We start from the raw sequence: 15,974 nt of genomic DNA, 5'->3' as shown, positions 1-15,974 counted from the left end.
CCGGGTGCCTGTGCGCCCGGACCGGACCTTTGCTTACGCGCCCTCGGCGTGGAGCCGCTCGATGAAGGCCTGCAGGCTCATGCTGCCCAGATCTTCGCCAGAACGCGTACGCACCGCTACAGCCCCATTTTCCTTCTCGCGGTCACCGATGACCAGCAGGTAGGGCACGCGCTGCAACGTATGCTCGCGGATTTTATAGCCGATCTTCTCGTTACGCAAATCCGAGCTGACGCGGAAGCCTTGCTCCGCAAGGGTTTTGGTCACGCCCGAGACGTACTCGGCCTGGGCGTCGGTGATGTTGGCCACCACCACCTGGGTCGGGGCCAGCCAGGCCGGGAACTGGCCGGCATGGTGCTCGATCAGGATGCCCAGGAAGCGCTCCATCGAGCCGACGATGGCGCGGTGCAGCATAACCGGGTGCTTCTTCTGGCTGTTCTCGTCCACGTACTCGGCGCCCAAGCGGCCCGGCATCATGAAGTCGACCTGCATGGTACCCAGCTGCCAGGTACGGCCGATGGCGTCCTTCAGGTGGTACTCGATCTTCGGGCCATAGAAGGCGCCCTCGCCCGGCAGCTCCTGCCATTCCACGCCACAGGCGGACAGCGCCGAACGCAGTGCGCCCTCGGCCTTGTCCCAGGTGGCGTCGTCGCCCAGGCGCGATTCCGGACGCAGCGCGATCTTGATCTGGATCTCGTCGAAGCCGAAGTGCTGGTAGACCGCCAGCGCCTGCTGGTGGAACGCGGTCACTTCCGATTCGATCTGGCTCTCGGTGCAGAACACGTGGCCGTCGTCCTGGGTGAAGCCACGCACGCGCAGGATGCCATGCAGCGCGCCGGACGGCTCGTTGCGGTGGCAGGAACCGAACTCACCGTAGCGGATCGGCAGGTCGCGGTAGCTATGCAGGCCCTGGTTGAACACCTGGATGTGGCCCGGGCAGTTCATCGGCTTGACCGCGTAGGTGCGCTTCTCCGACTCGGTGAAGAACATGTTGTCCTGGTAGTTGTCCCAGTGGCCTGACTTCTTCCACAGGCTCACGTCCAGGATCTGCGGGCAACGCACTTCGCCGTAGCCGCTGTTGCGATAGACCTTGCGCATGTACTGCTCGACCACCTGCCACAGGGCCCAGCCCTTCGGGTGCCAGAACACCAGGCCCGGCGCCTCTTCCTGCAGGTGGAACAGGTCCTGCTGCTTGCCGATGCGGCGGTGGTCGCGCATCTCGGCTTCCTCGATGCGCTTGATGTACGCCTCGAGCTGCTTCTTGTCGGCCCAGGCGGTGCCGTAGATACGCTGCAGCTGCTCGTTCTGCGCGTCGCCGCGCCAGTAGGCGCCGGAGATGCGGGTCAGCTTGAATGCCTTCAGGAAGCGCGTGTTCGGCACGTGCGGGCCACGGCACATGTCCACGTATTCCTGGTGGTAGTACATGCCCATCGCCTGGATGTCGTCGGACATGTCCTCGATCAGGCGCAGCTTGTAGTCCTCGCCACGGGCCTTGAAGATCTCGATTACTTCGGCGCGCGGCGTCACCTTCTTGATGACGTCGTAGTCCTGGGCGATCAGTTCACCCATGCGCTTCTCGATCGCCGCCATGTCTTCCGGGGTGAACGGGCGCTCGGAGTAGATGTCGTAGTAGAAGCCCTCGGCGATCACCGGGCCGATCACCATCTTCACGTCCGGGTACAGCTGCTTGACGGCGTGGCCGACCAGGTGGGCGCAGGAGTGGCGGATGATCTCCACGCCCTCCTCGTCCTTGGCAGTGATGATGCGCAGGCTGGCATCGTGATCGATGACGTCGCTGGCATCGACCAGCACGCCATCGACCGAACCGGCGATGGTGGCCTTGGCCAGGCCGGCACCGATCGACTGGGCAACGTCCATGACGCTGACGGGGTTTTCGAACTCGCGGCGGCTGCCGTCGGGAAGGGTAATGTTGATCATCGCAGTGGCTTCGTGCGGGGCCCGCGGGGCGGGCTGGAAAGCGTTCCCGGGCCGTTGCCCGGGCAATAAAAAAGCGCCGCGAGGGCGCCTGGAACACAGGGCCTTCGGGGGCAGGTCAACAGTGGGCGGTGGTAGTGCTCATGTCGCACGCTCGGCCGGCGCTGGGCGCGGGCCACCTTGTTCCAGTCAGGGGTTCTGCGATGATCTTAAACCAGTGCACCGGAAAGCCCAAGGGCTACCGTACGGTACGCTGAATGGCCCTCGCTGGCGGCGTGAAAACGCAATGATTACCATGTCCGCGCAGCCCGCCCCGTGCCAGCCTGCCTGCTTTCCCCCAGGACCTCGTGATGCGCCACCCGCTCCGACCGGCTCCCGCCGGCCCCGCCCGTGCCCCGCGTTCGTCGGCCCGCCGCCGCGCCGGCCGCCCGCAATGATCACCGTCGGCCTTTCCACGCTCGGCTTCTGCAGCCTGGGCATGCTGGCGGCGATGCTCTCGGCACTGGCCTTCTATGCCGCCTCGCCGCACTGCCGCTGGCCGCGCCTGCGCCGCGCCGGCCGCCTCGGCCGCCAGATCGGCCTGGTCGCGGCCGCCGCTGCGCTGTGGCTGTGGATGGCCGAGCTCGGCTTTGCCGCCGGCCTGGTGGCGATGCTGTGCACCTGGATGCTGGCGGCGATGCTGCTGCCGGCGCTGGCCGCCTGGCACCGCCCCGGCCCGGAGTCGCCCTGATGTGGCCGCGCGCCTTCGCTGGCATCGTCGCCGGCTTTTTCCTGGCCGCGGCCGCGACCGGCCTGCTGGCATGGCTGCCGCCCGGCCCCTGGCAGCGGGCGCTGGTGCCGACCCTGATCGCCTTCATCCCGCTGTGGATGCTGGCCGCCCTGTGGGCGTTCAGTTTCCGCAGTGCGCTGCGCGCCTGGCTGGTGCTGGCCGGCAGCGCCGCCACCGGCTTCGCCGTGCTCGGGCTGCTGCGCCTGACCGGCGCGGTGCAATGAGACCCCTCCCATGAAGTTCAGTTCGCAGACCCTGCGCACGTTCACCACCCTGCACACCTGGGTCGGCCTGGTCGCCGGGTTCGGCCTGTTCGTGGCCTTCTACGCCGGTGCGCTGACCCTGTTCCATCACGACCTGCCGCTGTGGCAGACCCCGGGCGCTGCCACCGCACTGCCAGCCGGGCTGGATGATGCGCAGTACCTGCTGGAAGACGTACTGGCGACACACGCGGAAGCCCGCCGCCACGTCGGCATGACCTTCCCCGGCGCCGACCACCCGCAGCCACTTGCGTACTGGCAGGCCGATGATGGCAGCTGGCGTTATGCCTGGCCGGGGCAGATTGGCGGCAGCCCGACGCCGCCGCAGACCGGGCTGGCCGAGCTGGTCAACGAGCTGCACTACAGCCTGGGCCTGCCCGTGGCCGGCATCTACGTGATGGGCATTGTCAGCCTGCTGTACGGCATGGCGCTGCTGAGCGGCCTTGTGATCCATCTGCCGAAGCTGCTCGGCGACCTGTTCGCGCTGCGTCCGGGGCGCAACCTGAAACAGCTGTGGCAGGACGCGCACAACGTGATCGGCGTACTGAGCCTGCCCTTCCACCTGATGTTCGCGGTGACCGGCGCCCTGCTCTGCCTGGTGTTCGTGCAGATGGCCCTGCTCAACCCGCTGATCTTCGACGGCAAGGCCCTGCAGGCCGTGCCAACAGCGATGGACACCGCACCGGTGCGGGAAGCGACCGGCATCCCCTCGCCGCCGGGCAGCCTGCGCGTGCTGCATGCGCGGGCGCTGGAGGTGGCGCGCGCGCAGGGCGTGACCAGCTTCGAGCCGGCCTACCTGAAGCTGGCCAACGCGGGCGACACCAACGCCACCATCGAGATCACCGGCGAATCCACCGGCACGCTCGGCCCGCTCGGCGCCGTGGCGCTGGATGTCGCCACCGGCCAGGTACTGGCCACACAGCTGCCAGGCCAGCGCGACGCCAACCACGCCACGCTCAGCGCCGCCTATGCGCTGCACTTCGGCGAGTTCGGCAACGGCGTGGTGGTCTGGCTGTACTTCCTGCTCGGCCTGGGCGGTGCGTTCCTGTTCTACTCGGGCAACCTGCTGTGGATCGAGTCGCGGCGCAAGCGTCGCCAGCCGCAGCAACCGCGCGCCGGAGTGAACATGGCACGGGCCACGGTCGGCGTGTGCATCGGCCTGTGCGTGGCGATCTCGGTCGCGTTCGTCACCGCGCTGGTGCTGGAACGGCTGGCGCCGGCGGCGGTCGACCACGGCATCCGCTGGGCCTGCTTCGGCAGCTGGGCGGCCTGTGCGCTGTGGGCCGCGCTGCGCCGCCCGGCACAGGCCGCACGCGAGCTGCTGTGGGCGGCGGCAATCAGTACCGCGCTGGTGCCGATCCTGCACGGCGCACTCAATGGTGACTGGCTGTGGCGTGCTGCGGCGCGTGGCCACTGGCCGCTGTTCTGGGTCGATGCCATCGCGCTGGCCATGGCCTTCGGCTTCGCCCGCCTGGCAGTGGCCGGTCAACGCCGCGCCCGCAACGGCGATCCGAACAGCGTCTGGGCGAACTGAGCCTTCGCCGGGCATGGCACGGCGCTACCGGAGCAGGTGCGCTGGGTCCGGGTAACGGCTGACTTCGATCAGGTTGCCATCCGGGTCGCGGAAGTACACCGATTCGATCGGCCCCAGTGCGCCGGTGCGGGCCACCGGCCCCTCCTCCACCGCGACGGCCTGCGCCTGCAGGTGGGCCAGCACATCGACTGTCGCCGTAAACGTGACCAGACACAGGTCGGCACTGCCCGGCGTGGGTCGTAACGCATGCGGCTGCAGCGGGGCACTGGCCGGATGCAGATTGATCTTCTGCTGGCCGAACTGCAACGCGGTACGGCCCGCGCCGAAGCGCACGACCTGCATGCCGAGCACGCGCTGGTAGAAATCACAACTGCGGTCGATGTCGGCGACGGTGAGGACCAGATGGTCCAAGCGTTCGAGATGGATCATGCCCGCAGCGTAACGCTGCGGGCATGGACATGCTGTGCGGGGTTGGGCCGATGGCGTTGCGGCATTGCGCCGGGCATCGCCTGATGCAGCTCAATCGCCGATGCGCGCCTTCTGCCAGGGGCCCAGCATGGCGTTGAGCAGGCTGGCCTGCTCGTCGTCGCCGGTCAGCTCCCACATGAACACGCCGGCCAGGCCCTGCTCGCGGGCGAACTGCGCACGCAGGCCGATCGAGCGCGGGTCCTCATAGCTGATGAAGATCTTCTGCGCGGCGTTGTACAGCCATGGGCTCTGTGCCTGCGGCTGCCAGTGCTTGGTCCAGCCCGGCTGGTCGAGATAGCGCGCCTTGATCACCCGCCAGTCGCCTGCATCGGCCGGTGCGCTGTAGGGCTGGTACAACCCATCCGGGGCATCGCCGGTGACCTTGAAGCCGCGCCCGTAGAACGGCACGCCCAGCACCAGCTTGCCGGCCGGCACACCGTGCTCGCGGTAGTACTGCACCGCGCCGGCCACGTTGTTCCAGCGCCGCAGCTCCGGCGCCAGTGGGTCGGCCGGTACCTCATGCAGCGGTGCGTTGAAGGTCGACACCGTCGAGAAGCCAGTGCCCATGTCGTAGCTCATCAGGTTGATGAAATCGAACACCTTGGCCAGCGCCGGCAGGTCGTAGCTGGCGGCCGGATCGTAGGGGCCATCGGTCTGCAGGCGACCGGCGGCCAGCGCGGCGGTCAGCAGCATCGGCTGCCCCGCCTTGCGACCGCGCGCATCAAGTGCCACGCGGAACGCCTGCGCGAGCTTGGTCAGATTGGTGCGATCCTGCGGACGGTGCGCCAGCTCCTTCGGGCCGCCACTGACCGGGAATTCCCAGTCGATATCCACGCCATCGAAGCTGCCGGCATGGCGATCAAAGAACAGTGCCATGCATGAGTCCACCAGGCGCTTGCGGCTGGCCTCGGTCAACGCTGCATCGGAGAACCCACCCGCGCCCCAGCCACCGATCGAAATCAGCGTGTGCAGGTGCGGATGCGCCTTCTTGAGTTCAGCCAGCGCGGCGAAGTTCTTCGGCGCTTCGGCACCGACCGTGCAGCGGCCGTCCTCGATGGTGGAGAACGCATAGAACAGATGGGTCAAGCGCTCGGCGGGAATGCTCGAGACTGGATAGCGCTCGGCCGAACCACCGGGGTAGTAGGCACCGAAGATCGGCGGCTGTGCGGGCGCGGCGGGCGCGGCAATGGGCAGGGCGCCGGCAATCAGCACGGCAAGGACGGCCACGGTCTGGCGGAACATGGAATCTCCCGGTTCGAAGGCGCCGCCACGTTAGCAAACCGATGAGGCTGTGGGACCGATGTCGCCACATGTCGTCCAGTGGACAGCAACGATCCGCCAGAGGGCGACAATGGGGCAGTCATGCCGCTGCCATCATGCATTGCAGCAGGACACGCGCCGACGCGGCGCACCCGGCCTCCTGCATCGGCTAAGGTGGCCGCGGATCTTCAACCGCACATGGACATGAGCATCGATCACGACACCAACCCCGACGGCGACCTGCTGGACGACGCATCCCTCGATGAACGCCAGTCACTGGAAGCGCGCGCCTACGACGCGTTCCACGAAGGCGACCTGCCCCAGGCGGTGGCGCTGTTTGCCGAGCTGATCGCACTCGCTCCCGAAGTGCCGTACCTGCATTACATGCGCGGGCTGGCGCACAAGTACCTGCGCGACTGGCCGGCCTCGTTGCAGGACAACCTGCGATCGGAGCAGCTGCGCGAGGAATTCGATGTCGCCACGGCCTGGAATGCCGGCATCGCCGCCACCGGCATGGCGGACTGGGCCGAAGCACGGCGCCAGTGGACCCGCTGTGGCATCACCCTGCCCGAGGGCGAAGGCCCGATCGAGGGCAACTTCGGCGTGGCCTGCGTGCGCCTGGCGCCATGGTCCGATGCCGAGGTGGTGTACATGAGCCGCATTGATCCGGTGCGTGCACGCATCGACAACGTACCGCTGCCCGAAAGTGGCTTCCGCTTCGGCGACATCGTGCTGCATGACGGTGCATCGACCGGCCGCCGTACATACGGCGAACGCGAGGTACCGGTGTTCAATGCCATGCAGCGCCTGCAGCCATCGGACATGGCGACCTTCACCGTGTTCGTGCAGTGCGATTCAGCCGATGACATCGCTGCCCTGGGGGCCATGAACCTGCCCGGCATCGGCATGGTCGAGGACTGGACCGCGACCGTGCGCCGGCTGTGCCGCCGCTGCAGCTATGGCACCCCGCATCAGCATGGCGACGAGGCAGAAGTCACTGAGGAAGGCACTTGGGCGCGCCAGCGCGATCTGGGCATTGCCGCTCAGGGCCGGGCTGCGGTGGAGACGCTGCTGGCGACGTGGGCCGCTGCGGCCCCGGGACGCGTGCTGGAGGCCATCGAACAGCGCGAGCATCCGCTGAGTGACCCCGCTCCGGGCCAGGTGTGGTGGCTGGGGGAAGAGGAAGAAGGCGCGCAGGTGTAAGGACCAACGGTTCTCACCCACAGGATTGAAGGCAAAGAAAAAGCGGGCCGAAGCCCGCTTTTTCATTTCAGCGATTCCAGGAGCGTGTCAACCAAGGTTGACACCCACCGCCGATTACTCGGCGCTGACGGCGTCGCCTTCTTCCACGGCCTTCATCGACAGGCGGATACGGCCCTGCTTGTCGACTTCCAGCACCTTGACCTTGACCACATCGCCTTCCTTCAGCACGTCGCCGACCTTCTCGACGCGATCGCTGGAGATCTGCGACACGTGGACCAGACCGTCCTTGCCCGGCAGGATCGTGACGAACGCACCGAAGTCCATGATCTTGGCGACCTTGCCTTCGTAGATGCGGCCCGGCTCGACGTCCGAGGTGATCTGCTCGATGCGGGCCTTGGCGGCCTGGGCAGCGATGGCGTTGACCGACGCGATGACGATGGTGCCGTCGTCCTGGATGTCGATCTGGGTGCCGGTTTCCTTGGTGATGGCCTGGATGGTCGAACCACCCTTGCCGATCACTTCGCGGATCTTGTCCGGGTGGATCTTGATGGTCAGCAGGCGCGGCGCGTAGTCCGACAGCTCTTCACGCGGAGCGGTCAGGCCGTGGGCCATTTCGCCCAGGATGTGCAGACGGCCAGCCTTGGCCTGCTGCAGGGCCTGCTTCATGATCTCTTCGGTGATGCCTTCGATCTTGATGTCCATCTGCAGGGCGGAGATGCCCTCAGCGGTACCGGCCACCTTGAAGTCCATGTCGCCCAGGTGATCTTCGTCACCCAGGATGTCGGACAGGACGACGAAGCGCTCGCCTTCCTTGACCAGACCCATGGCGATACCGGCAACCGGCGCCTTCACCGGCACGCCGGCGTCCATCAGGGCCAGCGACGAGCCGCAGACCGAGGCCATCGACGAGGAACCGTTCGACTCGGTGATTTCCGAGACGACACGGATGGTGTACGGGAAGGCTTCCAGCGACGGCATGACAGCCAGCACGCCGCGCTTGGCCAGGCGACCGTGGCCGATTTCGCGGCGCTTCGGGCCCATCATGCGGCCGCACTCACCCACCGAGAACGGAGGGAAGTTGTAGTGGAACAGGAAGTTTTCCTTGTACTCACCGGCAACGGCGTCGATGACCTGGCCGTCACGGGCGGTGCCCAGGGTGATGGTCACGATGGCCTGGGTTTCGCCGCGGGTGAACAGCGAGGAACCGTGAGTACGCGGCAGCACGCCGGTCTTCACCGCGATCGGGCGGACGGTGTCCAGCGCACGGCCGTCGATGCGGACCTTGGTGTCCAGCACCGAGTCACGCATGGTGCGGTATTCCAGCTCGCCGAATTCCTTCGACAGCTCGGCCGGGTTCCAGCCTTCAGCGGCCACGCGGCCAGCCAGGGTTTCGACCACGTCCTTCTTGATCGCCGAGATGGCGTCGCGGCGCTGCAGCTTGTCGCGCACCTGGAAGGCTTCGCCCAGGCGCGGGCCGATGGCTTCCTTCAGGGCAGAGATCAGCGCGTCGTTCTTGGCCGGGGCTTCCCAGGTCGACGGCTTGGTGCCGGCTTCGACGGTCAGCTCGTTGATCGCGTTGATGACCTTCTGCATTTCGCGGTGACCGAAGGTCACAGCGCCCAGCATCACTTCTTCGGACAGCAGCGCGGCTTCGGATTCGACCATCAGCACGGCGTTGGAGGTACCGGCGACGACCAGTTCCAGCTGCGAGTCAGCCAGTTCGCTGACGGTCGGGTTCAGGATGTACTCGCCGTTCTTGTAACCGACCTTGGCAGCGCCGATCGGACCCATGAACGGGGTGCCGGCCAGCGCCAGCGCAGCCGAGGCGCCGATCAGGGCCGGAATGTCGCCGTCCACGTCCGGGTTCAGCGACATGACCGTGGCGATGATCTGCACTTCGTTCTTGTAGTCTTCCGGGAACAGCGGGCGGATCGGACGGTCGATCAGACGCGAGATCAGGGTTTCCTTCTCGGTCGCACGGCCTTCACGCTTGAAGAAACCACCCGGGATACGGCCGCCGGCGTAGAACTTTTCCTGATAATCGACGGTCAGCGGGAAGAAGTCCTGGCCTTCGCGCGCGCTCTTGGCGGCGACGGCGGTGACCAGCAGTACGGTGTCGTCCATCTTGACGATGACGGCACCGCTGGCCTGACGGGCGACTTCGCCGGTCTCGAGCGTGACGGTGTGCTTGCCGTACTGGAAGGTTTTGGTGATTTTTGCCACGGAGGGTGTCCTTGGGGATGCTGTCTGCGAATTTGGACCGTCGGCGACCCTTGCCGCCAGCGGGTGGCCGGATCGTTCCGGCCTGAATCGGGGATTGCGGTGCTACAAAACAAAACCGCGGCGCATCGCTGCGCCGCGGGGGATTCGTTGCTTAGCGACGCAGGCCAAGCTTCTCGATCAGGGCCTTGTAACGCTCGACGTCCTTCTTCTTCAGGTAGTCGAGCAGGCTGCGACGGCGGTTGACCATCTGCAGCAGGCCGCGGCGGCTGTGGTGGTCCTTCTTGTGGGTCTTGAAGTGGCCGGTCAGCAGTTCGATGCGGGCGGTCAGCAGTGCAACCTGGACTTCCGGGGAGCCGGTGTCAGCCGAGCTGCGCTTGTTGTCTTCAATGACCTTCTGGGTGTCGATCGACATTTCTTTTTTCTCTGTGATGCGTGGCCGGCAGGAACGCGCTTCGCGCACCGCCAGGCTCGCCGTGGACTACGAGGATGAAACCTGCGCGAGGCAGGCTGCCGGAAAACGGCCGCGAAATTGTAACGGTCGGGGGCTTCCGGGACAAGGACCGGGGCTGAACCGCCCGGGCCCGGTCAGAGGTTGAAACGACGCTGCGGAGCCAGCAGGCCACTGTCATCGACCTGGCCCAACCCCTGGACAGCATCGTCCGGACCGAACACGGCCACCAGACCACGGGGCCACGACAGATCGCGCTGGCGCTGGCCGACGCAGAAGCGGTGGGCCTGGTCGGCATCGAGGTCGACCCGCGGGTATTCAGCCAGGCCGGCCGCCAGCGGCAGCAGCAGCGCGTCCATGCCCGCCTCGTCACCCGCCTCGACCATCGCCCGCAGCTGATCCAGGGTGACCATCGCCGGTTCACGGAACGGCTCGACCCAGAGCCGGCGCAGCGCGCTGATATGCGCGCCACAGCCCAGCGCCTCGCCCAGATCGCGGGCCAGGCTGCGGATGTAGGTGCCCGAGCCGCAGGTCACACGCAGCCGCAACCGCTCCGGCTGCTGCTCGAGCACCTCGATGGCGTGCACCTGCACCTCACGCTCCGGCGCTTCAATGACGTCACCGCGGCGGGCCTTCACATACAGCGGCTCCCCACCCTGCTTCAGAGCCGAATAGATCGGGGCGCGCTGGCGGATGCTGCCGGTCAGCGGCGCCAGCGCCGCCTGCAGGGTCTCGGCACTGATCGAAGGCACCGGGCGCTGCAGCAGCACCTGGCCTTCGGCATCGTCGGTGTCGGTGGTCTGGCCCAGCATGATCTCGGCGTCGTACGCCTTGGCCGAGCCGAGCAGCAGGCCGGCAATCTTGGTCGCCTCGCCGAAGCACAGCGGCAACAGGCCGGTGGCCAGCGGGTCGAGGCTGCCGGTGTGGCCGCCCTTTTCGGCACGGAACAGGCGACGAGCCACCTGCAGGGCGGCGTTGGAACTCATGCCGGTCGACTTGTCGAGCAGCAGGATGCCATCCAGGCGGCGGAACTGAATTCGGGTCATGACAGGATTGTGTAGAGCCGAGCCATGCTCGGCTGCCGCAGCGCGGCCGGCACAGGCATCGCGTTGCCGGAATGAAAAGACGCCGGGCATGGGCCCGGCGCTGGCTTATTCTTCGTCGCTCTCGCGACGCTTCTCCGCGGCCAGCGTATCGGGCAGGTCGCGCAGGATGTTGTCGATGTGCTCACCACGGTCGACCGAGTCGTCGTAGTGGAAATGCAGCTCCGGCACGTGGCGCAACTTCATCGCACGGGCCAGGTCCATGCGCAGGCGGTAGCCCAGCTCCTTCAGGCCGGCCACGGCTTCGGCCGAACGCTCCGGCATCAGCGCGGTGACGAATACCTTGGCATGGGCCATGTCGCGGGTGATTTCCACGTCGGACACGCTCACCGAGGGCAACCCATGCTCGCGCACGGCGTTGTGCACCAGGGTGCCGAGTTCACGGCGCAGCTGGGCGGAGACACGGTCGGTTCGATGGAAAGTCTTGGGCACGAGGAGCTCTTGGTTCAGTTGTCGCCCGACCAACGGTCGGGCGCTACAGGTACATGGTGGGGCCCGACCGTTGGTCGGGCCGCCTTGCAGCATTACAGGGTGCGCGGCACTTCGATACGCTCGAAGCACTCGATCTGGTCACCCGGCTTGACGTCGTTGTAGGCCTTCACCGCGATACCGCATTCGGTACCGTTGCGGACTTCCTCGACGTTTTCCTTGAAGCGGCGCAGCGATTCCAGTTCGCCTTCGAAGATCACCACGCTGTCGCGCAGCACGCGGATCGGCTTGTTGCGCTTGACCACGCCCTCGATGACCATCGAGCCGGCAACGGCGCCCAGCTTGGAGCTGCGGAACACGTCGCGGACCTCGGCGATACCGATGATCTCTTCGCGGATCTCCACGCCCAGCAGACCGGAGGCCACCTGCTTCACCTGATCGATCACGTCATAGATGATCGAGAAGTAGCGCAGGTCCACGCCGTTGGATTCGATGATGCGACGGGCCGAAGCATCCGCACGCACGTTGAAGCCGATGACGGTAGCCTTCGAAGCGGCCGCCGAGTTGGCGTCCGATTCGGTGATGCCGCCCACGCCGGAGTGGATCACGTTGATGCGGATGTCTTCGTTGGACAGCGCGACCAATGCCTGGCTGAGGGCCTGCACCGAACCCTGCACGTCGGCCTTGATGACCAGGTTGAGGACCTGCTGGCCCTCGCCCTTGCCCAGGGTCGCCATGATGTCTTCCATGCGGCTGCCCGCGGTGGCCACCAGGCGCGATTCACGGCGCTTGGTCTCACGCTGCTGGGCAACGTCCTTGGCCAGGCGCTCGTCCTCGACGACCACGAAGTCGTCACCGGCTTCCGGCACGCCGGACAGGCCCAGGACCTGCACCGGGATGGACGGGCCGGCGAACTCCGGCTGCTTGCCGGTTTCGTCGAACAGCGCACGCACGCGGCCGTACTGGATGCCGCACACCAGGTAGTCGCCCTTCTTCAGGCGGCCCTGCTGCACCAGCACGGTCGCGACCGGGCCACGGCCCTTGTCCAGCGACGATTCGATCACCACGCCCGCGGCGCGGCCTTCGTCGACGGCCTTCAGTTCCAGCAGTTCAGCCTGGATCGAGATGGCGTCCAGCAGGTCGTCGATGCCCAGGCCGGTCTTGGCCGAGATCTCCACCATCTGGGTGTCACCACCGAAGTCTTCGGCCACGACCTGCTCGGACAGCAGTTCGTTCTTGACCCGCATCGGGTCGGCGTCGGACTTGTCGATCTTGTTGATCGCCACGATCAGCGGCACACCCGCCGAACGGGCGTGCTGGATCGCTTCCTTGGTCTGCGGCATGACGCCGTCATCGGCGGCCACGACCAGCACCACGATGTCGGTCAGCTTGGCACCGCGGGCACGCATCGAGGTGAAGGCAGCATGGCCCGGGGTATCCAGGAAGCTGATCACGCCCTTCGGCGTATCCACGTGGTAGGCACCGATGTGCTGGGTGATGCCGCCGGCTTCGCCGGTGGCGACCTTGGTGCGGCGGATGTAATCCAGCAGCGAGGTCTTGCCGTGGTCGACGTGGCCCATGATGGTGACCACCGGCGGACGCTGGGTGGCTTCGCCCTGGTTTTCACCGGTCGAGGCCAGCAGTGCGTCTTCGGCGTCGTTGTCATTGGCACGGATCGCCTTGTGGCCGAGCTCTTCGGTCACCAGCGCGGCGGTGTCATGGTCGATGGACTGGGTGATGGTGGCCATCACGCCCATCTTGAACAGCGCCTTGACCACCTCGCCGCCCTTCAGCGCGAGCTTCTGCGCCAGGTCGGCCACGGTGATCGTGTCGCCGATCGCCACTTCACGCACCACCGGCGCGGTCGGACGCTCGAAGGCGTGCGGACCGGCATTGTTGCCACCGCGCGACATGTCGCGACGGCCACCGGCCTGGTTACGCCCGCCCGGACGACCCCGGGTGTTGCTGTTGTTGCTGTTGCCACGACGCGCGCGGTCGGCCGCCGACAGGTGCATCTGGCCGGCGAAACGGTCGCCCGGACCACGCTCGTTGCGCGGAGCGCTGCGGTTGTTGCGGTCGTCGCTGCGCGGCGGCGGCGGCGCACTGCGCGGCGCAGCCGGCGCGGCGGCCGGAGCACGCGGCGGGCGCGGCGCGGTTTCATCGATCGGAGCGCGCTTGGGCTTGGTGGCAGCCAGCGCCTCGGCAGCCTTGGCGGCGGCCGCAGCTTCCTCGGCCGCCTTCTTCTCGGCCTCTGCGCGTTCCTTGGCCGCAATCTCTTCCTCACGGGCGCGGACGATGGCTTCGTCGCGCAGACGATCCTTTTCGGCCAGCGCCTGCTGTTCGGCGAGATTGCGCGCGCGCGACTCTTCCAGCTTGCGCAGGATGTCGGCGCGCTCTTCGTCCGGCGTCATGGCGCGCGCACCATCCTTGACGTAGGTGCGCTTCTGGCGCACCTCGACATTCACGGTCGTCTTGCTGCGACCGGAATTGACCGTCACTTCCTGCTGCTTCCGGCGGTTGAGCGTGATCTTCTTTGCAGACTGATCGGTCTCTTCCGGGGCCTGCTCGGGCTTGCCGTGCGAACGACGAAGGAAGCCCAGGAGCTTCACCTTCTCGGAGCTGGTCACGACCTGGTCGGGACCGCTGAACTTCATGCCGGCACCGGCCAGCTGTTCCAGCAGTTTTTCGACCGGCGTGTTGACCAGTTCGGCAAGCTTGCGGATGGTGGTTTGCTGCGACATTCGGATCCTATGATCTTGTGGGCGCCCCCCCGCATCTGGAGGTGGCGCGGATTCTACGCCCTGAGCGGCTCAGGGCCCTGTTCATTGCCGGCTCATTCGCCGCGTTCCAGTCGGGCGATCTCTTCGGCACGGGCGGCCAGGATCAGCGCAGCGGCGCGCGCCTGATCCAGTCCTTCGATGCCGAAGTCCATGACCTCGTCGGCGGCCAGATCGGACAGGTCCTCGCTGGTACGCACGCCGTGGCCGGCCAGCGCATATGCGGTGGCTTCGTCCATGCCCTTCAGGGACAGCAGGTCCTGCGCCGGCTGGCCGTCTTCAAGGCCTTCTTCGACTGCCAGGGCCTCATTGAGCAGCGCATCGCGGGCACGAGCGCGCAGCTCTTCGACGATGTCTTCGTCGAAACCTTCCACGGCCAGCAGTTCGCCGACCGGGACATAAGCGATTTCCTCGACGGTGCCGAAGCCTTCGCTGACCAGGATGCCGGCGATCTCTTCGTCCACTTCCAGCTTGTCCATGAACAGCTGGCGGGCCGAAGCCTGCTCGGCTTCCGACTTGGCGGTGACCTGGTCCTGGGTCATCACGTTGAGCTGCCAGCCGGTCAGGCGGCTGGCCAGGCGCACGTTCTGGCCGCCCTTGCCGATCGCCTGGGCCAGGCGGTCTTCAGCGACAGCCAGGTCCATCGAGTGCTTGTCTTCATCAACGATGATCGACTGCACTTCGGCCGGCGCCATCGCGTTGATGACGAAGTTGGCCGGGTTGTCGTTCCACAGCACGATGTCCACGCGCTCGCCATTGAGCTCGTTGGACACGGCCTGCACGCGCGAACCGCGCATGCCGATGCAGGCTCCGATCGGATCGGTGCGCTGGTCGTGGGCGAGCACGGCGATCTTGGCGCGGTCGCCCGGATCGCGGGCACAGGCCTTGATTTCCACCAGGCCCTGGCCGACTTCCGGCACTTCCAGCTTGAACAGCTCGATCATGAATTCCGGGGCGGCGCGGCTGATGAACAGCTGCGGGCCACGCGGTTCCGAACGGACTTCGGCCAGGTAGCCGCGCACGCGGTCGCCGGCGCGCAGCACGTCGCGCGGAATGCCCTTGTCCTTCGGAATGAAACCTTCGGCGTTGCCACCGAGGTCGACATAGATGTTGCCGCGCTCTGCTCGCTTGACCACACCGGTGATCAGTTCGCCGACGCGATCCTTCCACGCATCCACGACCTGCTGGCGCTCGGCTTCGCGCACGCGCTGGACGATGACCTGCTTGGCAGCCTGGGCAGCGATGCGGCCGAAGTCCGGGTTCTCGATCTGCTCTTCGATGTAGTCGCCGACGTCCACGCCTTCGGCTTCATCGACGGCGTCCATCAGGCGGATCTGGCGATCCGGCGATTCCATGACCACGTCATCGGCCACCACTTCCCAGCGGCGGTAGGTTTCGTAGCTGCCATCCTTGTGGTCGATGACCACGCGGGTCAGCACTTCCTCGTCGGGATAGCGCTTCTTCGCTGCCGAGGCCAGGGCGGCCTCGATGGCATCGAAGATCACTTCACGCGGCACGCCCTTCTCGTTGGCGACTGCGTCGACTACCAGCAACAGTTCCTTGCTCAT

13 protein-coding genes are annotated in these 15,974 nt (G+C 66.6%); 4 read left to right on the top strand and 9 right to left on the bottom strand.

All coding sequences use genetic code 11. The features are described from left to right. Positions 1-33: 33 nt before the first annotated feature. Positions 34-1,935: a threonine--tRNA ligase gene (thrS, locus tag N5D20_RS02185; RefSeq protein ID WP_197578338.1), complete on the bottom strand. Its 1,902-nt coding sequence runs from the start codon at positions 1,933-1,935 to the stop codon at positions 34-36. A gap of 430 nt (positions 1,936-2,365) precedes the next feature. Between thrS and N5D20_RS02180 the strand changes: the two genes are divergently transcribed. Genes N5D20_RS02180 through N5D20_RS02170 form a run of 3 tightly spaced genes read left to right on the top strand, consistent with a single transcriptional unit; the run spans position 2,366 to position 4,495 of the window. Next, the gene (locus N5D20_RS02180; RefSeq protein WP_197578337.1) at positions 2,366-2,662 is read left to right on the top strand and encodes a hypothetical protein; all 297 of its coding nucleotides are present in this window, start codon (positions 2,366-2,368) and stop codon (positions 2,660-2,662) included. Next, complete coding sequence (locus N5D20_RS02175; RefSeq protein ID WP_197578336.1) at positions 2,662-2,925, top strand: hypothetical protein; 264 nt, start codon at positions 2,662-2,664, stop codon at positions 2,923-2,925. Before N5D20_RS02180 ends, N5D20_RS02175 begins: the two co-directional genes overlap by 1 nt. Before the next feature lie 10 nt (positions 2,926-2,935). Beyond that, complete coding sequence (locus N5D20_RS02170) at positions 2,936-4,495, top strand: PepSY-associated TM helix domain-containing protein (RefSeq protein WP_197578335.1); 1,560 nt, start codon at positions 2,936-2,938, stop codon at positions 4,493-4,495. Positions 4,496-4,519: 24 nt separating this feature from the next. On the opposite strand, the gene N5D20_RS02165 is transcribed toward N5D20_RS02170, so the two are convergent. Continuing rightward, complete coding sequence (locus tag N5D20_RS02165; protein WP_343239055.1) at positions 4,520-4,921, bottom strand: VOC family protein; 402 nt, start codon at positions 4,919-4,921, stop codon at positions 4,520-4,522. A 93-nt stretch (positions 4,922-5,014) separates the two neighbouring features. Next, positions 5,015-6,205: a glycoside hydrolase family 18 protein gene (locus tag N5D20_RS02160; RefSeq protein WP_197578334.1), complete on the bottom strand. Its 1,191-nt coding sequence runs from the start codon at positions 6,203-6,205 to the stop codon at positions 5,015-5,017. Between the two features lie 222 nt (positions 6,206-6,427). Between N5D20_RS02160 and N5D20_RS02155 the strand changes: the two genes are divergently transcribed. Continuing rightward, complete coding sequence (locus N5D20_RS02155) at positions 6,428-7,426, top strand: hypothetical protein (RefSeq protein ID WP_235304012.1); 999 nt, start codon at positions 6,428-6,430, stop codon at positions 7,424-7,426. A gap of 114 nt (positions 7,427-7,540) precedes the next feature. On the opposite strand, the gene pnp is transcribed toward N5D20_RS02155, so the two are convergent. From pnp to nusA, 6 genes are all read right to left on the bottom strand, one after another. Further along, positions 7,541-9,649, bottom strand: a complete 2,109-nt coding sequence (gene pnp, locus N5D20_RS02150) for a polyribonucleotide nucleotidyltransferase (protein ID WP_032128652.1) — start codon at positions 9,647-9,649, stop codon at positions 7,541-7,543. Between the two features lie 151 nt (positions 9,650-9,800). Further along, the gene (gene rpsO / locus N5D20_RS02145) at positions 9,801-10,061 is read right to left on the bottom strand and encodes a 30S ribosomal protein S15 (RefSeq protein ID WP_005410445.1); all 261 of its coding nucleotides are present in this window, start codon (positions 10,059-10,061) and stop codon (positions 9,801-9,803) included. A gap of 173 nt (positions 10,062-10,234) precedes the next feature. Beyond that, positions 10,235-11,143, bottom strand: a complete 909-nt coding sequence (gene truB, locus N5D20_RS02140; protein ID WP_010486453.1) for a tRNA pseudouridine(55) synthase TruB — start codon at positions 11,141-11,143, stop codon at positions 10,235-10,237. 105 nt (positions 11,144-11,248) lie between these two features. Next, a complete protein-coding gene (gene rbfA / locus N5D20_RS02135) occupies positions 11,249-11,632 on the bottom strand; it encodes a 30S ribosome-binding factor RbfA (protein WP_005410447.1) in 384 nt (127 codons plus the stop codon). A 92-nt stretch (positions 11,633-11,724) separates the two neighbouring features. Continuing rightward, positions 11,725-14,370, bottom strand: a complete 2,646-nt coding sequence (gene infB / locus N5D20_RS02130; RefSeq protein ID WP_171955236.1) for a translation initiation factor IF-2 — start codon at positions 14,368-14,370, stop codon at positions 11,725-11,727. A 92-nt stretch (positions 14,371-14,462) separates the two neighbouring features. Next, entirely contained in the window at positions 14,463-15,974 is a 1,512-nt protein-coding gene (nusA, locus tag N5D20_RS02125) for a transcription termination factor NusA (protein WP_006458580.1), read from the bottom strand.

Origin of the sequence: Stenotrophomonas sp. GD03877 (genome assembly GCF_029840555.1) — a bacterium.
GTDB lineage: Bacteria > Pseudomonadota > Gammaproteobacteria > Xanthomonadales > Xanthomonadaceae > Stenotrophomonas > Stenotrophomonas geniculata.
Note: the sequence above shows the minus strand (reverse complement) of the source record. Positions and strands in the feature narration are given on the sequence as shown.